Here is a 22,973-nt window from a genome sequence, read left to right as displayed (position 1 = left end):
TATGTTTTCTTATAGATGTCCAATCTTAAAATACCCAATAAAGTTATTAAGGGTAAGAAACATTTCTTTGCTATGCCCCCTTAGGTTAATTCCACCATTCAGCAAATCCGTGGCCTGAGAGCAGGCCAATGACGCCTGCTGCAAGGCATAGAAAAATAGTTTTAAAGAGAAATTGCAATAATATATATGAAAGTGGACGAAAAGGCCGGTGTCATATGACCCTTAATATTCATTGGTGGGGAACGATTGGCTGCTTCAAGCCTATCTAAAGGATTTAGATATTTTGTATGGGTTGCTGCTTTTAACGTTAAAGCGATGAGTGGCATCTTAATAAACTTTCGTAAACGAGGCTGAATTCATCTTGAATATAACTTGAATTGTATTATAATTAGTTAAAAGTCGAACTAAACATTAAAATATATAAATAACGTTCGGTAATTATTGGTTCGAATAAAAACGAAGGGGTTATCATCAACATGAGTAAATTAGATAATAAGTGGATTCGTGCTGTACTGCCAGCTTTATTCATACACTGCAGTATTGGTACCGTGTACTGCTGGTCATTGTTCAAGGGGGACATTGCAGCATACATTGAAAAGCCTGTTGCTGAAGTCGAATGGGCATTTAGTTTAGCAATATTTGTCCTTGGCATGTCTGCAGCATTTGGTGGAAAGCTTGTGGAAAAGGATATACATAAGTCGTCCCTTTTGTCGGCATTGTTTTTTGTCGTTGGGATGGCTGGAACAGGTTTCTTCATTTATCAAAAATCATTGATAGGTATTTATTTTTCGTATGGGGTTGTCATGGGAATCGGACTTGGAATCGGTTATTTGACACCTGTAAAAACATTAATGCTCTGGTTCCGGAATCAAAAGGGATTAGCAACAGGCCTCGCTGTTGCAGGTTTTGGCTTAGCAAAGGTAATTGCAAGTCCTTTAATTGAAAAACTGCTTGGGGAAAGAAACGTGGAGGGGACTTTAGTAAATGCTGCAAATATATATACGATGTTTTATATTTTAGCAGGTATTTATTTAGTGATGATGTTTATTGGACATTTAGCTTTAAAGAAGCCAGCCGGATATGAAGAAGAAAATGTACAAACGGGGAGCTTCAGTTATCTAAAGGTATTAAAAAATAAATCATTTATTGGTATCTGGCTTATGTTCTACCTTAATATTACATGTGGGCTAGCCTTAATTTCACAAGAAAAGGGCATCTTAGCTTACATTGGCTTCGGTGCGATTGGTATGGTCAGTTCGCTAACAGCTACTTTCAATGCGGGCGGACGCTTAGTTTTTTCCTCATGGGCTGATCGCTTAAAAGATCGTAATTCAATCTATAAAGTTATTTTTCTATTATCTATTACAGCCATTTTATTAACGATTGTGCTTGATAGCATTCATAATTCCATCGCAATTCTTATAATCATCCTGCTTTGTGCGGTAAATGCAGGCTATGGCGGAGGGTTCTCTTCTTTGCCACCACTGTTATCGGATCGCTTTGGTTTAGAGAATATTTCTACTGTACATGGATTAGCCTTATCTGCCTGGGCATTGGCAGGGCTAACAGGTAATCAACTAAGTGCTTTTGTGCTGGAAAAGACACAGTCCTATGAAATGGTGCTGTATGTCATTATGGGCTTATTCATTGTTGCGGCTTTAATTAGTATATTCGTTGTGAAGCCTGATAAAGTATACTTGGGAAATAATGAATCAGATAGGGAAGAAGAGATGATAGCAGGTTGATTGTTTCCCAGACAAAAAAAGATTAAGTTTATGATATACTTCAATTGAATAAATTCTGATATCTATTATAATAAAATAGAAAGTGTATCAGGACGGTTAGCTGTCAATACTTATAATGTTGATAGAAGGAAATAAAATCAGGAGGGAATCATGATGGGAAGATTAATTCATTTCGAGATTCATGTGGATGACATGGAAAGGGCTAAGAAGTTTTATGGCGAGGTATTCGGATGGACATTTCAGGACTGGACTGATTATGCCGGAATGCCTTATTTTGGAGCAGTGACTGGCGATGAAAATGAAATGGGAATTAATGGTGCTTTAATGCAGCGTCAAAGTGCGCCGCCAGAAGCAAATCAGGCTCTCAATGCTTTTGCCTGCACAATTGGTGTTGAAGATTACGACACAGCGGAAGAACAGATCCTCAATAATGGCGGTACAGTCGCGATGCCAAAATATGCACTTCCTGGAATGGCGTGGCAGGGATACTATCATGATACCGAGGGAAATGTATTTGGAATTCATCAGCCGGATGAAAATGCTAAATAGATTTTTTTAGAATAAGGAACAAAACAACTTTCTTTCATTTGAAGCAGTTCTTAAGTTACTAAACCGTTCTGTTTTGGATTGCAAAATCACAATATTACTGGCAGAAAAACGCTCAGAGATTTTAAATCTTGAGCGTTTTTTTATTTCTTCAATGTTTATTTAACCCCCAAATTGCCTAAGATGATGGTCAAGGTGCTTGTATATTCCCTTCCCCCATTGTTCAGAAGTAAGTTTTCCAAAAAAGGGATGCGGATGAGTTGTACACTTCTCTGGTCCATTATTTTGGAATGTGATAATCTTTTGTTTAAGCTTTTCTTTTTCTGTGTCAAATTCTCTATCATCTGCAATTAAAATGGTTGGAATAGTAGACATATTATGGGGCAATGTCTTGTCATTGTAAACGATTTTCCTTGCAAACCTCCCTACTATTATTCCTAACCAACTCCTTGGTGGAAAAGAATTTCCCATTGCAATGTCTTGGAAAGCTGAACAATGCGCTAGCATTTGGGCAACATCCATTTTTCCCCATTCAGGTTGTGAATTTGAACTCAATTTGTCAATACGCTTTAAAACTTCTGCTGTATACATATGATCAAAAATATTTTTCATTAGTACATAACTCCTTGTTGTGTTAAAGCACCAGTTTAAGTTCAATTATTTGCAATCCTATTCGGTAATATAATATCTTTTGTCGTCTAAATAGCCAAATTTTCTAGTTTCACTATCGGCCATTACTTTAACCTAAACATCCATTTTTCCAGTATTTTGCATCGAATAGAGCAGCATAATTGGAGGGCGTTCTAACAACCCAATTGTCGTCATGCTAAAACACCTCCTAATTATGGTGCTAGTTTTCTATTATTTCTTGTATTAACATTGTTAAATCAATAAAAGTAAGCAGTCCAATTTATATATTAATTGGACTGCTTAAAGGTCTGTTATTTTACATCTTGCACTCCGAAACCGAAACCGATCTCAAATGATAGAAGGGTGTTTTTTCATGTACTAATGAGCGAATCTCTGGCGCTTGGTTTCTTTCAAGCCATGAAGGAAGAAATAAAGGACGCCAGTGACAAGAATGACAGCGGCCATAACAGCATACATTTTTCCGTAACCTGTATATGGCGTAATATAGCCAAGTAAATATGGTGACAGTCCAAGTCCTGCATCATAAAAGATGAAGTATGTGGACGTTGCGAGTCCCATGCGTGCAGGCTCTGTTTCTTTAATGGCGATCGCTTGTGTGGCAGATTGCATGTTGCCGTAGCCGAGACCCATAACAGCACCGGCAAGAAGAAGCACCCAGCCGCTGCTTACCGTACTTAACATAAACATGCTGATTGCATACAAAATAAATGCCGGATACATGATCATATTTGCGCCTTTCTTATCCATTAAAGGCCCGGAGAATGGACGCGAAACAAGCGCTACGATGGAATATACAAGGAAGAAGAAACTTGCAGCTGTTACAAGATTAAGTTCCGTAGCGTAAAAGTTAATGTATGTTAATACACTTGAATATCCAAAGCCTAGAAATAAGATGATAATTCCAATTGGTACTGCTTTTGGTTCAATAAAGTTTTTAATGGAGATGCCTGACTTTTTCCCTTTTTGTTGTACAGGTGCATCAATAGCAGCAGGCACTTTCAATAAGATACTGATAATGAAACTAATAACAGCGAGAATAAGGCATAACATAAAGATAACTTGGAAGGTTGTATGCTGCAGCATAAATAAACCGATAAATGGTCCAAGCGCTGTAGCAAGCGTTGTGCTCATACTGTAGTAGCTGATCCCTTCCGCTTTACGGGGTCCAGGGATAATTTGTGCAACGACTGTACCGGCAGCTGTACTTGCCATCCCATGTGTAATTCCGTGCAGCAGGCGCAGTACAATTAATAAACCGATGCTGAGATGCACGAAATATAGTGCTGTCATTACAATAAATAAAACGGCGCCCATAATTAATAGCCGCTTGCGTCCGACTATCTCGATAATACTACCGCAGACGAAGCGGCCAATCAGTGCACCGATGATGAAAATTCCGCTGACAAGACCAGCTTGACTAACCGTTGCATCATATTCGCCAATCGCAAATGTAGCGATGGTTACAACGAGTAGATAGAAAACTAATGTAAGAAGGAAATTAATCAGTGAGACGATAATGAAATCCTTCGTCCATAATTTTGTTTGATTCATTTATTGAAGCTCCCTTTCTTGCTTGAGATTATTATATATTTTTGGGAAAATTTCATAAGCAATGTTACGCTCCTGCTCTGGAATGTTATCCATAAGCCGGAATTCAAGCGCTGTGATGTCTTTGCGTACCTTGTTATAGATGCTGAAGCCTGAATCCGTTAATTGAATGATTTTCTCCCGTTTATCTTTACCTGAAATTTGCTCAACAATTCCAAGCTCCATTAATTTCTGGACACGTCTTGTAATAGTTGGTTTTTCCACCTCATAATGGGATGCAATTTCGACCAATGTAGAAGCACCGCGATGTTTCAAATGGTACATGACCATCCATAGTGAATATGTGATGTCATACGAGGCTAGCAGCTCATTTAACCTTGTAATCATTGGTCGATATAAAGTTAAAAAGCGTTGGAGATAACCTTCCAAAATAAATTCCTCCTCAAATGGTTACCCTTGGTAACTAAATGGTTAACGAAGATAACTATATCATAATTTTATCCAGATTTCAATGGGACGGAGGGACAGGTTTGTCCCAAAAGGAGAGATTAATTGTAAATACCGATATACCTGAAAAGACACTGATATATTTAGCAACCACGATGATATTCGACAAAGGAGCGGGACCTGGCGCTCTGTTTCTCCTTTCAAAAAACAGTTGACAACCCCATCTTTTCCTGTAATAATGATACTTAATTAAATACTGGTACCTTTAATTCAGTCCCGTGAGGCTGACAAGGACAACGGAAATAATGCGCATCGTGTGGGGTAGTCTATAATTATGGACTTCTTATACGTATGTGTATTATGAGAAGAGCTTCTTGTCAGAAATGGCAAGAAGCTTTTTTTTTATCCCTAAACTCCTAGAATAAATCGAAGCTTTCTTCGGTACCAGTTTCTATACAACTAACTTATTGGAGGAATTGGGATGTCAAAAATTGATAAAGAATTCTCGTTACAAGCAGTACCGCAACCGAATAGAAAGGCTTTCTGGAAGATTCTTGCGGTGATGCTCTCATTAAGCTTCTTTTCAGCAAGCATGCTGTCAGGGGGAACACTCGGAACTGGACTTACGTTTGTGCAATTTATTTGGATTGTGTTAGCAGGTAATTTACTGCTTGGACTTTATACAGGTGCATTGGCATTTATTGCAGCAAAAACAGGACTTTCAACGCATTTATTAACGCGCTATGCGTTTGGTGAAAAAGGTTCTTATATCGCTTCATTTTTACTTGCTTCCACACAGGTTGGCTGGTTTGGTGTCGGTCTTGCGATGTTTGCAGTGCCGGTAGCAAAGGCAACTGGCATCAATGTGTATGCATTAATTATAATCTTTGGCTCGCTGATGACGGTGTCGTCAATTTTTGGAATGCGGATGTTAACGATTTTAGGATTTGTGGCAGTTCCTGCGATCGCAATCTTCGGCAGTTACTCGATGGTTGATGCAGCAGAATTTGCTGGAGGGCTTCAAGGATTATTCGCATATGAGCCAGCACAGGCAATCAGCCTTGCAGCAGCATTAACGATTTGTATCGGATCGTTCATTAGCGCTGGTACGCTGACACCGGACTTTGCCCGTTTCGCAAAGACAACGAAATCTGCAGTAAGTGCAAATATTATCGCATTCTTCCTAGGAAATTCACTCATGTTTTTATTCGGTGCGGTTGGTGCGATGGCATTCGGTAAAGCGGATATATCAGATGTCATGTTTCTGCAAGGGTTAATGATTCCAGCTATCATCGTTCTTGGCTTGAATATCTGGACAACAAATGATAGTGCATTATATGCTTCCGGACTCGGATTCTCAAATATTACGAAACTGCCAAAACATAAGGTAGTTGTTTTCAATGGAATATTAGGAACAATCGCCGCAATGTGGCTATATAACAATTTTGTTGGATTTCTAACCGTTTTAGGAACTGCACTGCCATCAATTGGCGCAATCATACTTGCAGACTACTTCATCTTAAACCGCGGTAAATACCAGCCGTTCGAAACGATGAAGTTTAAAGCAATAAACTGGATCGCAATCGCAGCTTGGGCAGGTGGCGTCGCAATCGCTAATTTTGCACCAGGTATCCCGCCAATCAATGCCCTTTTAGGTACAGCAATTATTTATGTAGTTGGAATGAAGTTCTCGCCACAACGACAAGTATCATTAAATCAAATAAAAGAGAAGGGTGAAGTTATCAGTGATTATTAAAAACGCAACACTTCGAGGAAAAGATGGGCTTTGGCACTTAATAATAGAGGACGGTAAGTTTCATAAAATTACCCAAGTATTGGAGAATGTGGAAGGCGAGGAAGTTATTGATGTCAAAGGAGCGATTGTCCTTCCACCTTTTATTGAGCCGCATATCCATTTAGATACTACTTTAACAGCAGGTGAACCGGAATGGAACCAAAGCGGTACATTATTTGAAGGAATTCAAAGATGGTCCCAGAGGAAAGAAACACTGACAGCAGAGGATGTTAAAACAAGATCAAAAACAGCTTTAAAATGGCAAATTGCTCAAGGAATCCAGCATGTCCGTACACATGTGGATGTAACAGACCCAGACTTAACAGCCTTAAAAGCAATGCTCGAAGTGAAAGAAGAGATGGCGGCCTATGTTGATATTCAGCTTGTTGCTTTCCCGCAAGAAGGGATTAACTCCTACCCTAATGGAGCAGAGCTGCTTGAGGAATCAATGAAAATGGGCGCAGATGTAGTTGGTGGAATTCCCCATTTTGAATTTACAAGAGAATATGGAGTAGATTCATTAAAAATTGCTTTTGACCTAGCTGAAAAATACGATCGATTAGTGGACATCCATTGTGATGAAATTGATGATGAGCAGTCCCGCTTTGTGGAGGTTGTTGCTGCAGAAGCTTACAAACGCGGTTTAGGTACGCGCACAACAGCGAGCCATACGACAGCAATGGGTTCTTATAATGATGCATATACGTATAAACTGTTTCGTCTATTAAAGCTTTCAAATATTAATTTTGTTTCAAATCCGCTTGTGAATATTCACCTTCAAGGAAGATTTGATACGTATCCTAAACGAAGAGGTCTAACACGGGTAAAAGAGCTGCAGGAAGCAGGATTAAACGTCTGCTTTGGCCATGATGACATCTTTGATCCATGGTATCCGCTCGGCACAGGCAATATGCTCCAAGTATTGCATATGGGAATCCATGCATCGCAATTAATGGGCTATGAGCAAATTGTAAACTCGATTGATTTAATCACAAAAAACAGCGCAAGGACACTAAATATTGAAGATAATTATGGAATTGAAGAAGGCAAAGCAGCGAATTTCATTGTCCTATCTGCAGAAAATGAATATGAAGCAATCCGCAAGCAAGCAACCGTAAGATATTCATTTAGGAATGGCAAGATTATTGCGGAGACAAAGCCGAGTGAGGCAACGATTATGATGGATGAAGCAGAGAGGATTAATTTTAATCGGTAGAGGACATTTGGGCACAACTTTAATCGGGTTGTGTCTTTTTGATAGATAAGAAATTCTAACAACTTTCTTAACGAATAAGTGCAATTAAGGCTGTCACCCAAAGGCTTGGTTAAATCTTAGTTTTCTGACATTCCAGAATTAGTCTGTTTATCCACTAGGCTTAGCCATGAAAAATATGGGATGAGAAATTCATCAAGACAATAACAAAGCGCATGAAATCATATTGAAAATAGTACTTGGTTATGTCATAATACAAGAAAGCGTTCGCATCGGTTAAATCCCCATGATAAAGCTATTAATCTGCTTTTTTCACCTATTTATGCAAACGTTTTCATTTGTGCTTTTAGCTACCGAAACTAATCAAATAGGAAGGAGAGAAAAATGCCATGCGCAAAAGTTTAGGGCGTCGGTTTACTGCACTAATCATGATTTTCATGATGATATTAAGTGCTACACTTCCGTTCGTTTCAATTCAGCAGGTACATGCGGATTCGAATACCGATAACCGTACTGTTCGTCTGACGTATGAACGGGAGGATGGGAATTATGATAGCTGGGATGTTTGGGTTTGGAATACGGGAGTCCAAGACGATAATATTGATTTTACGGGATTTGAAAATGGACTAGCTACTGCTTTTATTGAGGTTGCCCCAACCACAAAGGAAATAGGATTTATTATTCGTAAAAAAGACTGGGGAGATCGTGAACCGAATGGGCAGCATATCGACCGGTTCATCCAGATTAATCAGCAGGAAACAGTCACCAAAGTATCTGTACAGCAGGGGAATAAAGATGTTCATATCGTTCCCGAAATTCCAAAGGCACAGATTAACAATGGGAACGCAACTTTCTATTATCGTGATTCTGATTTGTATCTAAATGATGCGATGGATAGCTTGGAAAAAGTAGAACTGAAGGTTGCAGGCGATACATTTGAGATGGCGTATGATGAAGCAAACGAACGCTATGAATATATATATGCGGATTTTCCAGAAGGAACCTATCCCTATTCATTTCTGGTAACGGAAGACGGCCAAACGGAAGAAGTAACCAATCCATATTATGAAGAGTCTATCATTGAAAATCTGATTGTGGATATGGCTGTATCCGCAACGATAACTCCGGAAAGCATTAATTACAATGAAAATGCAGTTCTTTCACTGAATATCGAAAATGAAAGCGGTGCTGGTATTCGGGAAATTTTTGCTGATATGTCATCACTCGGTGGACCAGAAAAATTAGAAATTAATTCTGAACTAAATGAAGTGACAATCGCTGTCAAAGAGGATGTACCTGCTGGTGTGAAAGAAATCCCGCTGACTATTGTAGATGAATTCGGCAAGGCACATAACGGGACAACAACTGTTGAAGTAAAAACACGTGAGTTTGCTGAGGGAGAAGACTTTGACTGGGACGAAGCAGTTATTTACTTTCTTTTAACCGACAGATTTTTTGACGGGGATGAATCGAATAATGACCCCTATGGTTTAAATTATGATACGAGCAAGCCGGGAACATACCACGGTGGAGATTTAAAAGGTATTACGGAAAAATTGGATTATCTCGATAACCTTGGAGTCAATACGATTTGGATCAGTCCCATTGTAGAAAATATCAAATATGATGTAAGGTACAATTCCCAGGATGCCTACCCGGATCAGCCTTTTTATGGATACCACGGGTACTGGGGAAGTGACTTTGAGAACTTGAATCCGCACTTTGGGGATATCGGAGACTTGCATGAGCTGATCGATGAAGCAGCAGCCCGCGATATGAAAATTATGGTCGATGTTGTCCTTAATCATGTCGGATATGGATTGAAGGAAATTGATGGTGAACTTCCTGAAGCTGAACAACCTTTAGGGTACCCGACGGATGAAGAGCGATCCGTTTACAATTCTCTGCTAAGACAGGGAAGTGATGTTGGCAATGATGAGGTGACTGGGGAACTTGCTGGTCTTCCGGACTTTACAACAGAGAATCCAGAGGTTCGTGACCAGGTAATCGATTGGCAAAAAGACTGGATTGAAAAATCCCGAACAGAAAATGGCAATGCGATTTCCTATTTCCGTGTCGATACGGTAAAGCATGTCGATCACATCACATGGAAAGCATTTAAGAATGCACTGACATCTGAAGATCCTTCTTTCAAAATGATTGGCGAAGCTTGGGGAGCAAGTCAGCATGAAGACTTTGGCTTTTTAGAGAAAGGGGAAATGGATTCACTGCTCGATTTTGAGTTCAAGAATATTGCCAGAGATTTTGTTAATGGCAATGTGGAAGATGCGAATCAACTCCTTGAAAGCAGAAATAGCGGTTTATCCAATACGGCAACTCTCGGGCAATTCCTTGGCAGCCATGATGAAGATGGATTTTTATATTCCGTTGGTAATGATGAAGGAAAGTTAAAGGCAGCAGCAACACTGCAGCTCACAGCGAAGGGGCAGCCAGTGATCTATTATGGTGAAGAGCTTGGCTTGAGCGGGGCTAATAACTATCCAATTCAGGATAACAGGTACAATATGGACTTTGAACTTGCCAAAGATAATGCCATCTTGGCCCATTATGAAAAGGTACTAGATTTCCGGGAAGAATTTTCTGAGACGCTTTCCCGTGGTTCACGAGATGATATTGCGGGATCGGATGCGGAACAATTTCTGCTCGTTGAACGGACGCATAAGGAAGATTCAGTGTATGTAGGCTTGAATGTCTCAAATGATGAAAAAGAAGTAAAGTTAGCTGTGGACTCAGGAGAAACTGTTGTGACGGATCATTATTCGGGTAACGTGTATAGGGCAGATGGTGATCAAACGATATCTATCACGCTGCCATCACTGGCTGATGGTGGAACAGTGCTGCTGACTGCAGCGTATGGGACAATAATCGAGGAAGGAAATCTAGAGGATGAAGAAATCCCTGAGGATACACTAAGGGTCCATTATGAACGATCAGACATTGATTTTGCAGGACTTGGACTATGGTTCTGGGGAGATGTAGAAACACCATCGGAACAAAATGGGAGCTGGCCTGGTGGAGCTTCGCCATTTACGGATAATCGTCTAACCGACTATGGTGCCTATGTCGATATCAAGCTAACGGAGGCTGCAGAGACAGTCGGGATGCTTGTAAATAATTCCAATGGTTCCAATGTGACACCTGATATTTCTGTCGACATCCTGTCACCTGAAATGAACGAGATTTGGCTATCCGAAGATGGATACGTATCGCTATATGAACCAGCTAACCTCGATCCGAATACACTGCGGATTAATTATTTAAGTGAGGACGAAGCCTATGAACCATGGGGAGTATGGACATGGGGCGATGTATTGGAACCTAACGTGAACTGGCCGATGGGTGCACATGCATTTTCAAATGAGCAAGTAGGAAAATACGGTGCTTATGTGGATGTTGATCTCGTTGAAGATGCTAAAGAAATCGGCTTCCTGTTGGTGGAGAGACAAGACGGGGGCAATCAAACTGGAGATATGTCCTTCTCCGAGCTTGACGCTCATCACCAAATTTTCCTAAAAGAGGGCGATGAAACTGTTTATACCAATCCGTATTATGTTTTTGAAGAAGGAATCAAATATGGCGAACTGGTTGCACTCGACCAGATTGACCTGAGTTTTACATCAACAGTTGATTTCTCTGAGCAGGAACTTTTCGAAGGTATTGAATTAAAGGACAAAGACGGCAATGATGTGAAAATAAGCTCGGTTACAAAGAATGAAGATGGCAAGACCGTTCATTTGAAAGGCTCTTTTAGTGCGGAACTTGCACCGTATCTTGCTACTTTTATGAATCAGTCGGTACAGGTGAATAAGAGCTATAAGCTTACCGATGAGTTATTCAGTTATGATGGCGATGACCTGGGAGCAACATTAAACAAAAACAAATCTGCGACGTTAAAGGTCTGGTCGCCAAGTGCGGATAATGTTTCAGTTATTTTATACGATAAAAAAGATCAGGATAAAGTTGTTGGCGAACCTGTTCCAATGAAAAAAGATGAAGGTGGCGTCTGGGAGGTTACATTAAATAAAGGCAATACCGGTGTTCCTAATCTTACTGGGTATTATTATCATTATGAAATTGAGCGCGATGGGGAAAAAGTGCTCGCCCTGGATCCGTATGCAAAATCAATGGCAACATGGAACGTAGAAGAGGTAGATGAAATTCCGGTTGGAAAAGCAGCTATTGTCGATCCAGCGAAAATTGGTCCGACACTCCGTTACGCAGATATTGACGGGTTTGAAGAACGAGAGGATGCCATCATTTATGAGGCGCATGTCCGTGACTTTACATCAGATCCGAGTATTGCAGATGATTTGAATTCCGACTTTGGAACGTTTGCTGCATTCATTGAGAAGCTAGATTATCTGGAAGAATTAGGAGTGACCCATATTCAACTGCTTCCGGTGATGAACTATTACAATGTAAATGAATTTGATCGTGAACGACTGCTCGATTATTCATCCAGTGACAACAATTATAACTGGGGTTATGACCCACATAGTTATTTTTCATTGACAGGCATGTATTCGGAAGATCCGGATGACGCCGAGGAGCGGATTAAGGAATTTAAATTCTTAATTAAGGAAATTCATAAACGTGATATGGGTGTCGTCCTTGATGTGGTTTACAACCATACAGCAAAAGTGGATATTTTTGAAAATCTGGAGCCAAATTACTATCATTTCATGGATGCAGATGGTACGCCAAGGGAGAGTTTTGGCGGCGGACGTTTAGGTACGACACATGAAATGACTAGGAAAGTCCTTGTTGACTCGATCACATACTGGGTCGATGAGTTTAAAGTGGATGGATTCCGCTTTGACATGATGGGGGACCATGATGCCGAAACAATCCAAATGGCGTATGACAAAGCAAAAGAACTGAATCCAAACATCCTTATGATTGGAGAGGGATGGAGAACGTATGCAGGTGATGAAAATGGCGGAGATGTGATGCCGGCAGATCAGGATTGGATGCAGCATACGGATAGCGTTGCGTCGTTTTCCGATGAAATAAGAAATGAACTGAAGTCTGGTTTCGGCTCGGAAGGTGAACCTCGTTTTCTAACCGGTGGGGCAAGGAATATTCAGCAGATTTTCGATAACGTTACAGCTAATCCGCATAATTTCCTGGCAGATGATCCTGGTGATGTCGTATCCTATATTGCTGCACATGACAATTTGACCCTTCATGACGTTATCGCACAGTCGATTAAGAAAGATCCAAAAGACCATGAAGAAGAAATTCATAAACGCATTCGGCTTGGGAATACACTTGTATTGACATCCCAGGGAACAGCCTTCCTGCATTCCGGTCAGGAATATGGTCGGACAAAACAATTCCGGCACGAGGATTACAAGGGATCGGTAGCTAATCCACCATATAAATCAACGTTCATGACTGATGTAGAGGGTAATCCATTTGAGTATCCATATTTTATTCATGATTCCTATGATTCAACGGATGAGGTGAATAAGTTTGATTGGGAAAAGGCAACAAATTCAAAAGTCAATCCAGTTCATACAGAGACAAAGAACTATACAGAAGGACTCATTGAACTGCGTCGTTCCACCGATGCATTTACATTGAGTACAAGGGATGAAGTGAATACCAACGTTAATCTAATCGAAGCTCCAGAAATACAGGAGCAGGATTTGATTATTGGCTATCGTGCCAAAGCGCCCGAGGGGAAAGAAGCATATTATGTATTCATCAATGCGGACGATAAAGCACGTACACTGACGCTTACTGACTATGACTTAAGCGACGGAAAAATAATGGTAGACAGTGATGAAGCAGGGATTACAGAGGTGAGAAACCCAACTGGATTTAAATTGTCTCCAGATGCGATTACGATCGATCCCCTAACTGCGGTGATTGTGAAAGTTGGTGGAGAGAAACAACCTGGAAAGGGGAAAAACGTTAAAAAATGATGCAGGAAAAGTTTTAAAACGGGACAGCACTGTCCCGTTTTTTTATGTGCCCATTCTACATGATAATTTCCAAGGCTTAGCCAGGCCCCTTAAGCTACGGCCTTATCTGCCGGAAAAAGAATTGACCCATCTAGTTTTCCGGTTTACTTCATCAGTACATTGACTACAACTTTGGCTGCCTCTGCAATCAGTGCATCATCATATGTGGCATCTTCCGTATCGCGACTCGAAAGGATTGCGATAACAATGGGTTCTCTATCTGGCGGCCAAATGACAGCAATATCATTTCGTGTGCCGTAACCGCCAGCGCCGCTCTTATCGCCGACCTTCCAGTCATCTGGCACACCAGCGCGAATCAGTTTGTCACCAGTGGCATTCCCGCTTAGCCAATCATTAAAGATTGCACGCTTTTCTTCAGAGAGCAGATCACTGACTGCAAATTCCTTTAAACTTGTGGCCACTGCCTTCGGTGTGCTTGTATCCTGTGAATCACCAGGTACGGCTGTGTTTAAGGTTGGTTCAAAACGGTCAGCTTCTGTAACTTCATCACCAATCTCTCTCAATGCTTCCTCAAACCCCTCGGGACCTCCAAGTTCATTTAATAATAGATTTCCTGCAGTATTATCACTGTAACGGACAGCCGCTTCGATTATTTCTCTAAGCGTCATCCCTGTATCGACATGTTTCTCTGTAACAGGAGAATACGTGATTAACTCATCCTCTGTGTAAGTAATGACTTTATTTAAATCTTCTATTTCATTCTTTTGCAGTAATGCACCTGATGCTAGTGCCTTAAAGGTAGATGTATAGGCGAAGCGTTCATCTTCCTGATAGGAGATGACTTGTCCGGACCCGGTATCAATGGCATATACACCTAGCCGTGCATCGAATGTTTCCTCCAACTTAGCGAACTCATTATCTGCACTCGAACTCTCTGTTTTGTGGTTTTCTGCCTTGGATGGCGCTTCGGATGCACTTTGTTCCTTTTCTCCTTTGTCTGCACATCCGGCTAAAGCAATTATCGCCAGTAAACATAGCAATATGGTAATCTCAAGTTTACGTGCACGTAATATGGTGTGAGTTAATTTTTTCAAAAGCATAGCCTCCAGTAAAATAATTATTTATGCACATGCGACTACATGTGTAATCAAATATTACAACTGTAGTCAAAAAATGTCAACCCAAAACAAGTTAACAATATGTTCGTTTGATATGAGACAGCTAAAGTGATAATATTTAGGTACTACATGTGTAATCTTTGGAAATATATAAATTAATAATTTGCACTTAAGAAATGGAGACGATTTACATGTCCGTTTCAGATTTTATAATAAATTTTATTCTATCTTCCCTTACTGTAGGGATTATTATGCTGATTAAGAAGGTTTTTCACAAGCAATTATCAGCAAAATGGCAATACAATCTGTGGTTTCTGTTGCTGCTTGTGCTGCTGCTTCCATTTCTTCCTAATGATTCCATCCATTTCGATACCCACTTTCATTCAGTGGATATGAATGATATGTCTGCTATTACTGCTGCTAAAGATGAGAAGACGGCAGCTGTAAACAATGCAAATTGGATGGAAGACTTTACCTTATCTGTCCAGCGTTCCAGTTCAGCAATATTGAATATCGCTGCAGCAAGTATATGGATTTCCGGAATGATCGTGCTGGCTGTTGTCATGCTGCATGCAGGTTTGAAATTAAAACGGATTAAAGGCACAATGGCTAAACTGAAAGACGAAGAGGCTCTCATAATATTTAATCAGTGCAAACAGCAGTTAGATATTTCTGGGAAGTTGATTGTTGGAGAATCAGCGCTTGTTAACTCACCAATGACGTTCGGTCTATTGAAGACGTACATTGTGCTGCCGGAACGTTTTGATGAATGGCTTTCAAAAGAGGAAATCAAGTATATTTTTTTGCATGAGTTAACGCACTATAAATCTAAAGATATTTTAATCAATTATGCAGCGGCCATTTTTCAAATCCTGTACTGGTTTAACCCACTTGTCTGGTTTGCCTTTAAGGAAATGAGATTGGACCGCGAAATAGCGTGTGATGCTGCTGTGCTGCATGCACTGGATGAGGATTGCTATACCGATTATGGACATACGATTCTTAATTTTATTGATGGGTCATCGAAGCAACGAAACTTTACATTGGCTAATCAGCTGAATGGCTCCAAAAAACAAGTTGAAAAACGCATCAAAAAAATTGCATCTTTTAAAAGGGATCTAAGGCTGCAAAAGCTTAAGAGTGCAGTAATCTTTATGATGGCAGGAGTTTTGCTGTTAGTTTCCCAGATTCCCTTCGTTTCTGCCATGGGCCAAGCTAATAATCGTTATGATTTTGATGGCGGAAAGGTTACGTATGAAGATCTTAGCGATTATTTCAATGAATATGAAGGAAGCTTTGTATTATACGATAAGCAAGCAGATAAGTATCATATTTATAATGAAGATCAGAGTACATTAAGGGTTTCACCAAATTCAACATATAAAATATACAGTGCTTTGTTTGGCTTGGAATCTAATATTATAACTGACGGAAATTCCACCTTGAGATGGAATGGTGAAAAGTATCCATACGCTTCCTGGAATATGGATCAGGATTTAGATACAGCGATGGCTGATTCGGTAACCTGGTACTTTCAGGAATTAGATGAGAAAATGCCATTACGTACAATCCAGTCAAATTTGAAAAAAATAGGCTATGGTAATTACGATGTTTCCGGGGGTATAGAACAATATTGGCTGGAATCGTCACTTAAAATCTCTCCTGTTGAACAAGTACAATTGCTGGAAGCTTTTTATAGCAATAAATTTGGATTTAAGGAGAAACATGTTCAAACTGTAAAAGATACCCTGCTGCTGGAAGATAATGATGATTTGCAGCTATCTGGAAAAACTGGCACTGGAACCGTAAATGGCCGCAGCATAAACGGCTGGTTCATAGGCTATGTGGAGGAGAAAGACAATACTTACTTCTTTGCAACAAACATACAGCATAAGGATCATGCTCTAGGAAGCAGAGCAGCAGAAATAACCTTATCAATTTTAAAGGATAAAGGAATTTATTGATCGTCAGGAGGGATAAACAGTGCCGAAAAAAATACCCGATATTTCAGAAGCGGAATGGGAAGTGATGAACGTACTCTGGGAGAAGGCACCGCAAACTGCCAATGAAGTTACTTCCTCAATCCAGAAGCATACCGATTGGAAGCCAAAAACCGTACGCACGCTTTTGGATCGCCTGGCTAAAAAGCAGGTGGTTGGTGTAAATACGGATCAGAGGGTCTATACCTTTTTCCCGTTATATACGCAGGATGAATGTCGAAAGGCAGAAACACAGTCCTTCATTAAACGCGTATATGGCGGGGCATTAAAATCGATGGTTGTTCAATTTATCCAGGATGATACATTATCGGAAAAGGATATTAAGGAATTACGCTCCATATTGGATAAAAAACAAAATAAATAGGGACGCAGGGATAGGCACGTCCCATTACTTATCCGTGGGACAAAGTGCCTGACCCCGTGTCTCCTTTTCACAGGATCAATTGCCAGCGTTGATTAAGGATTTACAAGTCGACGAATGTGTTTTTGCGTATAGTGATGTTAATTATGAAGATGTGATGGGCGTAGCTGCGATTGTAAATGCATCGGGTGCTAACTTCACATTGCTCGGTCCAAACAGTACGATGCTAAAAAGTAATAAGCCTGTTATTTCCGTTTGTGCAGTAAGAACTGGGACAGGGAAAAGCCAAACATCCCGTAAAATTATTGAATCACTGCTAGCAGATGATTTAAAAGTCATTGCTGTGAGACATCCAATGCCTTACGGGGACTTAAATGCACAACGTGTGCAGCGCTTTGCGACGGTGGAGGATTTGAAGAAACATCATTGTACGATTGAGGAAATGGAAGAATATGAACCACATGTTTCACGTGGAAATATTGTGTATGCAGGTGTTGATTATGCAGACATTTTAGCAGCTGCTGAAAATGATCCAGACGGCTGCGACGTAATTTTATGGGATCGAGGAAATAATGATTTCTCTTTCTACGAGCCTGATTTAGCTGTTACGGTCTTGGACCCGCATCGTCCAGGCCATGAGCTGAAATACTATCCTGGTGAAGTTTGCCTAAGAACGACTGATGTTGCGGTCATTAATAAAGTCGATAGTGCACCAGAGGAAAATGTGCAAATTGTAGAAAATAATATAAAACTCGCAAGTCCAAACAGCATAATTATTAAAGCCGAATCAAAGATTACAGTTGATCATCCAGAGCTTATTGGAGGAGCACGTGTGTTAGTCGTTGAAGATGGTCCGACACTTACACATGGAGAGATGAAGCTTGGCGCTGGTACAGTTGCAGCGGAGCGTTTAGGTGCGGCGGAAGTTATTGACCCACGTCCATTCGCGGTAGGTACACTAACCGATACATTCAACAAATACCAGCATATTGAGAACGTCCTTCCAGCAATGGGATATGGCGAACAGCAATTGAAGGATCTTGAGGAAACAATTAATAATGCAGACTGTGATGCAGTGATTATTGGCACACCAATCGACTTAACTCGCGTCATTTCGATTAATAAACCGACGACACGTGTATATTATGATTTAGATGAAATAGATGGTCCTAATTTAAGTGATATATTAAAGGATTTCGTCCAAGAGCACGGGTTAGTAAGTAGTAAACAATCTGTTAATTAAACACAATTAAAGAGAATAACTAGTGTACGGCACCTCAAAAGATTTAATTTTTGGGGTGCTTTTTATCCCGCATTAACTGGATGTAAAACCCCCACTTAATGAAGTTTCTCTTTATAGGTAATATGTACTTAAGGTTATTAGTGCGATGAAACAGGCTAGGGAGCATATCACTTTTTTTCAAGAATAATACCTTGGGTACGACTTTTCTGAATAGTGGTTAGGATTAGGACTAAAAATGAGAACTAATTGCTTGTCAGTATGTGAATGTATAGCGTATAATAAAAATTGTACCAAACAGTAGGTACAAATATTTTAATTTATTTGTATATTATTCAATAGAAAAGAATAATGGAGGTTTATCAAATGACAGTAACTATCACAAAAAGTGCAGCTGAAGAACTGAACAAAAAGATTGGCGATCAAAAGGGATATCTTAAAGTCAAAAATGTAACGGAAGGGCTTGCTTGTGGGGCCGGGGTACCTACTTTGTATTTTGTCCCATTAATAGATGAAACCAAAGACGTTGTATTTGAGACTAATAATCGTCCTGTATATATGGAGAAATCAGAGCTAATATTCTTTGACGATGAATTAAAAATTGACTATTCGGATTCAGTGAACAGTTTTCAATTAAAAAGCCCACAGCAAATAATAAACGGAAGAATGTCGTTTATTATTTAAAGCGAATTTGATCCGAGGGGGAGTCCAAATCCCTTAACGATAGAATATACCTTTTATATAAGATAATCCAAAAATGCGTTTTAAAGATAAAGCAAGCTGTATCCAATTTATGATCACGTCGATGATGTAATTTGTAAGTAGCACAATTTTGTTAGGAAATATAAACAGTTTACTTGCCAATTTTTTATAGAGTATGTTAACATGCGGTTTGTACCGACTGGTAGGTACTGATGAATCATAGCACTACTTTTTTAATATTTTCACGTAAGGTAAAAACATACGTGAGTAAGCAAGCGAAATACAATTAATTTATTTGGAGGAGTGTTAATTTTGGCTGATATGAAAATAAATGTGAATGCTGTTTGGGATGGTGGGGTAACAGGAAATGGAACCCTTAAATCGGAGTTTCTTGATACAAAAATCGCTATTCCAACATCATTAGGTGGTAGTGGTAATGGAGCAAGTCCAAAAGAGGTTCTCGTTTCTTCAGTAACTACTTGTTATACAGCAACTCTTACATTTGTGCTTGAAAGCAGAAAACTGCCTGTTGCTGAACTTACAGTGAATTCTGAGGCTACTATATCTGATAACGAATTTAAAATTATCCATTATCCTCAGATCGTTTTATCAGAAGATGCAACAGAAGAACAAATCCAATCCGCAATCAGAGCGACAGAAGCAGCAGATAAAGGGTGCGAAGTCGGAAATCTATTGAAAAAAGCAGATGTTAAGATTGGAATCCAAGGTAACGTTTCTGTGAAATAATCTGATTCATCCAAGGGTGTAGAATTAGTAGTAAACATTCAACCTTTGATAATCTTAAGGTTTCGAAGTTTATATTGTGAGTGATGCAACGGCTGCTCCTGGTAAAGATGCTTTCAATACAGGAGTTGTAAATCTCGGATTCATTTCAAGTGGTGTTTGGACAATTCAAGTAGCCATTGAGAGATTAAACGCTTATTTGAACGGGGAGCCGATACGAGTTGGTAGTGAAAGTAATATAAGTGATGCTTTGCTTGTAACAGGGTTTCAAGCTCCGGAATGGAATTCAGACTCGGCTGTATTGGAGCAAATTGGTAATCTTATTGGGAAATCAAGAAGTGTTCGGATTTTCGGCGCAGCAAGCCTCGATTTATGTATGGTAGCTACGGGGCAGCTTACCGGATTCTTCCACGATGGGCTCCATCCTTGGGATGACGCAGCTGGTGTTATCATTCTTCAAGAAGCAGGTGGAACAGTAACCAATCGAGAAGGCGAATCATTTCGCTTAAGTGATGATACGTTGGTCGCATCAAATCAATTAATACATGATTCATTGATAGTCTTACTTAACTAGTAATATAATAAAAGCCCAGAACCCTTTAACTATTTAGTAGTTGAAGGGTTCTGGGCTTAAATACTTATTACTTAACTAGCAAATTATAAACATCTCTTATGAAAGAACAGGTTTTTGGTCTGAATCATTTTCTTCTGTTTCATTTTTATTAAGCGAGTAATCTTTTTTGTATTTGATTATAAAATACAAAAAAGTAAGGAGCAAGAAGACAATCATAAAACCTATCAATACGAAAGCATTATCCCACATTAAGCTAAAGTTGCCAGTTGAGATGACCTCTTTAAATCCTCTGATTGCATATGTCATGGGCAAATAGTTGGTAATAGTTTGTAACGGTTCTGGAATTAACTCTACTGGAAATGTTCCAGCACTTGAAGTTAATTGCAATATCATGATGATAATCGCTAGATAGCGACCAGGATTATCCATAGTTGTAACCAAGAATTGAATGAGTGCCATGAACGCCAAACTCGTAATGATCGTAAATAGGATAAATAAAGGGACACTCGATACTTCGATATCTAAAAGAAGCAATATAAGACCAGAAGCAAGGAGTGATTGAATGATCCCTACGATAAGGAAGACACTGTATTTGCTTAAGAACCAGGAGAAACCAGATCTAGGAATACCTACTGGGTCTCTCAGTGGATAAATAACGGTTAGTGTTAGTGCTCCAACAAATAGCCCAATTGACAAGAAGTAAGGTGTGAATCCTGTTCCATAGTTTGGAACGGCATTAATTTCCTCTTTTCCCACTTTTACTGGGCTTGCAACCATATTATACGTATCCTCAGTTGGGTGTAGCCCATCTGATTCTGAGGCAGCGTCATGTAACTCGTTATTAAATTCTTGTGTACCGTCTTTGAGTTTTGAAGTTCCATCAGCGAGTTGTAATGACCCGTCAGCTAATTGCGATGATCCATCTGCTAATGCTTTAGAAGCATCTTCCAACTGACCAACACTGCCAGTTAACGCTCCAGTTCCTGCTAAGAGCTGATCACCGCCAGCTTTGGCTTCATTTAATTTGTTTGAAAATGTTGTAAGGCCTGAAGTAAGTTGGCGTTGACCATCAACTAGCTTACCTGCTCCTGCCTCTAATTCAGCTGCCCCACCATTTAATTCTTCTACCCCACTTTGAATCGCAAGTTGACCTTGATTTAAGGCAGAAAGATTACTGGATATCTCTTCTGACCCGGAAGCAAGCTCTCCTGCAACTGCAGCGATACTTTGATTACCTGCTTCAAGTGTAGCTATTCCTGATGCTAATTGGTCTATCGCCTGATTAAGTAGAGCCTGATTTTCCTCAGGCAATGTTGCAAGTACTGAAGCTAATTGGTCTTTTAAGGCAGCGATGCCATCTTTAACATCTGTTGCACCTTGGGTAGCATCATTTGCACCCGTTTGCAGTTGATTAAGGCCGGTAGCCAAGGCATCCGAACCTTCCTTTAGTTGTTGGGTACCCGCTGTAGCCTCTCCCATCTTTTCTAAAACTGCTGTGAGTCCTTGATGCACTTGCTCTATCCCTGTTTGTAAACTCTCAGAGCCGCTTTCTGCTTGCGTGGAACCATCGATAAGTTGCGTTTGTCCGGATGCAAGTTGACCGAGCCCGTCTACAAGGGAATGTACTCCTGTTTGTATCTCATTGCTCCCGCTTGCTAAAGTATCCACTCCTTGGGAAAATCCCACTTGTTTTTCTGCCAGGGTTTCTAAATTTTCATTCAGTGTTGCTGCACCATTATCTAAATCCTCGGCTCCTGCTAACAATTCCCCAGAAGACTCATCTGCTGTTTGGTAGCCATCAGCCATCTTTGTAATGCTATCAAACATTGTCTTTGCATAGGTTTGTGTCACTTGTTCCTGAATAGCAGTTTGAATCCGTTGCATGGCAGAATTTCCAATTTGAGATGACAAGAAATTATAGCCCTCGTTTGGCACATATTTCAATTCAAGCTTCTTCGGTTGGTCATCGAGTAAGGTAATCGCGTTTTCGGAAAATGATGCCGGAATTTCCACGAGCATATAGTATTCCTTATTCTCTAAGTTCTTATATCCTGTTTCATGGTCGACAAATTTAAAATTGAATTCTTTATTCTCCTTTAAATTGTTGACCAATTCCTCTCCGAGTTCCAATGATTCTCCGTTCATTTCTGCACCGTCGTCATTATTAATGACGGCTACTGGCATATTTTCGAGATGACCATATGGATCAAAGAAAGCCCAGATAAACATTCCACCGTATAGGACAGGAATAAATAGGATTCCAATAATTGAAATGACCAATTTTGGATTTTTGAAAATGGATTTCCATTCTTTTTTAAACATAACTTCTCTCCTTATT

The 22,973-nt window shown here is 39.9% G+C and carries 16 protein-coding genes; 11 read left to right on the top strand and 5 right to left on the bottom strand.

From position 1 onward, the window contains the following. Positions 1-476: 476 nt before the first annotated feature. Positions 477-1,745 (top strand): OFA family MFS transporter, encoded by a 1,269-nt coding sequence (locus CWR48_RS19125; protein ID WP_115774882.1) that lies wholly within the window; start codon positions 477-479, stop codon positions 1,743-1,745. A 153-nt stretch (positions 1,746-1,898) separates the two neighbouring features. After that, positions 1,899-2,294: a VOC family protein gene (locus CWR48_RS19120; RefSeq protein ID WP_115774881.1), complete on the top strand. Its 396-nt coding sequence runs from the start codon at positions 1,899-1,901 to the stop codon at positions 2,292-2,294. Positions 2,295-2,453: 159 nt separating this feature from the next. On the opposite strand, the gene CWR48_RS19115 is transcribed toward CWR48_RS19120, so the two are convergent. The 3 genes from CWR48_RS19115 to CWR48_RS19105 all read right to left on the bottom strand — a co-directional run bounded on the left by CWR48_RS19115 (position 2,454) and on the right by CWR48_RS19105 (position 4,919). Further along, entirely contained in the window at positions 2,454-2,903 is a 450-nt protein-coding gene (locus CWR48_RS19115; RefSeq protein WP_115774880.1) for a DUF1569 domain-containing protein, read from the bottom strand. A 396-nt stretch (positions 2,904-3,299) separates the two neighbouring features. Continuing rightward, the gene (locus tag CWR48_RS19110; RefSeq protein WP_115774879.1) at positions 3,300-4,493 is read right to left on the bottom strand and encodes an MFS transporter; all 1,194 of its coding nucleotides are present in this window, start codon (positions 4,491-4,493) and stop codon (positions 3,300-3,302) included. Next, on the bottom strand, positions 4,494-4,919 hold the full coding sequence (locus tag CWR48_RS19105; protein ID WP_115774878.1) for a MarR family winged helix-turn-helix transcriptional regulator: 426 nt from the start codon (positions 4,917-4,919) through the stop codon (positions 4,494-4,496). 499 nt (positions 4,920-5,418) lie between these two features. On the opposite strand from CWR48_RS19105, the gene codB reads away from it, so the two are divergent. From codB to CWR48_RS19090, 3 genes are all read left to right on the top strand, one after another. Further along, positions 5,419-6,693, top strand: coding sequence for a cytosine permease (gene codB / locus CWR48_RS19100; protein ID WP_115774877.1), 1,275 nt, complete (start codon positions 5,419-5,421; stop codon positions 6,691-6,693). Then, on the top strand, positions 6,683-7,948 hold the full coding sequence (locus tag CWR48_RS19095; protein ID WP_115774876.1) for a cytosine deaminase: 1,266 nt from the start codon (positions 6,683-6,685) through the stop codon (positions 7,946-7,948). Before codB ends, CWR48_RS19095 begins: the two co-directional genes overlap by 11 nt. Before the next feature lie 386 nt (positions 7,949-8,334). Then, entirely contained in the window at positions 8,335-13,896 is a 5,562-nt protein-coding gene (locus tag CWR48_RS19090; RefSeq protein ID WP_115774875.1) for a pullulanase, read from the top strand. 143 nt (positions 13,897-14,039) lie between these two features. On the opposite strand, the gene bla is transcribed toward CWR48_RS19090, so the two are convergent. Continuing rightward, positions 14,040-14,990, bottom strand: a complete 951-nt coding sequence (bla, locus tag CWR48_RS19085) for a class A beta-lactamase (protein WP_115774874.1) — start codon at positions 14,988-14,990, stop codon at positions 14,040-14,042. 215 nt (positions 14,991-15,205) lie between these two features. On the opposite strand from bla, the gene CWR48_RS19080 reads away from it, so the two are divergent. The 6 genes from CWR48_RS19080 (at position 15,206) to CWR48_RS19055 (ending at position 20,635) form a co-directional block, all read left to right on the top strand. Next, positions 15,206-16,978, top strand: a complete 1,773-nt coding sequence (locus tag CWR48_RS19080) for a BlaR1 family beta-lactam sensor/signal transducer (RefSeq protein ID WP_115774873.1) — start codon at positions 15,206-15,208, stop codon at positions 16,976-16,978. A 19-nt stretch (positions 16,979-16,997) separates the two neighbouring features. Beyond that, positions 16,998-17,378, top strand: a complete 381-nt coding sequence (gene blaI, locus CWR48_RS19075) for a penicillinase repressor BlaI (RefSeq protein WP_115774872.1) — start codon at positions 16,998-17,000, stop codon at positions 17,376-17,378. 88 nt (positions 17,379-17,466) lie between these two features. Continuing rightward, a complete protein-coding gene (locus CWR48_RS19070; protein WP_245976866.1) occupies positions 17,467-18,618 on the top strand; it encodes a GTPase in 1,152 nt (383 codons plus the stop codon). Between the two features lie 363 nt (positions 18,619-18,981). Further along, positions 18,982-19,299, top strand: coding sequence for an iron-sulfur cluster biosynthesis family protein (locus CWR48_RS19065; protein ID WP_115774871.1), 318 nt, complete (start codon positions 18,982-18,984; stop codon positions 19,297-19,299). Positions 19,300-19,638: 339 nt separating this feature from the next. Continuing rightward, entirely contained in the window at positions 19,639-20,064 is a 426-nt protein-coding gene (locus tag CWR48_RS19060; protein WP_245976869.1) for an OsmC family protein, read from the top strand. Positions 20,065-20,140: 76 nt separating this feature from the next. Then, a complete protein-coding gene (locus tag CWR48_RS19055; protein ID WP_170140815.1) occupies positions 20,141-20,635 on the top strand; it encodes an inositol monophosphatase family protein in 495 nt (164 codons plus the stop codon). Positions 20,636-20,731: 96 nt separating this feature from the next. Here CWR48_RS19055 and CWR48_RS19050 read toward each other — a convergent pair whose 3' ends face one another. Further along, complete coding sequence (locus tag CWR48_RS19050; protein ID WP_115774868.1) at positions 20,732-22,957, bottom strand: YhgE/Pip domain-containing protein; 2,226 nt, start codon at positions 22,955-22,957, stop codon at positions 20,732-20,734. Positions 22,958-22,973 lie beyond the last annotated feature (16 nt).

The organism is Oceanobacillus arenosus (assembly GCF_003369575.1).
Classification (GTDB): Bacteria; Bacillota; Bacilli; order Bacillales; family Amphibacillaceae; genus Oceanobacillus; species Oceanobacillus arenosus.
The sequence above is the reverse complement of the archived record's forward strand: the minus strand, read 5'-3'. Positions and strand labels throughout refer to the sequence as shown.

What these genes read in the sequence shown, in the direction of transcription:
- CWR48_RS19125 (WP_115774882.1), top strand. Translation starts at nt 477, where the DNA reads ATGAGTAAATTAGATAATAAGTGGATTCGTGCTGTACTGCCAGCTTTA.
- CWR48_RS19060 (WP_245976869.1), top strand. Translation starts at nt 19,639, where the DNA reads ATGAAAATAAATGTGAATGCTGTTTGGGATGGTGGGGTAACAGGAAAT.
- CWR48_RS19115 (WP_115774880.1), bottom strand. Translation starts at nt 2,903, where the DNA reads ATGAAAAATATTTTTGATCATATGTATACAGCAGAAGTTTTAAAGCGT.
- CWR48_RS19050 (WP_115774868.1), bottom strand. Translation starts at nt 22,957, where the DNA reads ATGTTTAAAAAAGAATGGAAATCCATTTTCAAAAATCCAAAATTGGTC.
- codB (WP_115774877.1), top strand. Translation starts at nt 5,419, where the DNA reads ATGTCAAAAATTGATAAAGAATTCTCGTTACAAGCAGTACCGCAACCG.
- CWR48_RS19120 (WP_115774881.1), top strand. Translation starts at nt 1,899, where the DNA reads ATGGGAAGATTAATTCATTTCGAGATTCATGTGGATGACATGGAAAGG.
- CWR48_RS19090 (WP_115774875.1), top strand. Translation starts at nt 8,335, where the DNA reads ATGCGCAAAAGTTTAGGGCGTCGGTTTACTGCACTAATCATGATTTTC.
- CWR48_RS19065 (WP_115774871.1), top strand. Translation starts at nt 18,982, where the DNA reads ATGACAGTAACTATCACAAAAAGTGCAGCTGAAGAACTGAACAAAAAG.
- CWR48_RS19110 (WP_115774879.1), bottom strand. Translation starts at nt 4,493, where the DNA reads ATGAATCAAACAAAATTATGGACGAAGGATTTCATTATCGTCTCACTG.
- CWR48_RS19080 (WP_115774873.1), top strand. Translation starts at nt 15,206, where the DNA reads ATGTCCGTTTCAGATTTTATAATAAATTTTATTCTATCTTCCCTTACT.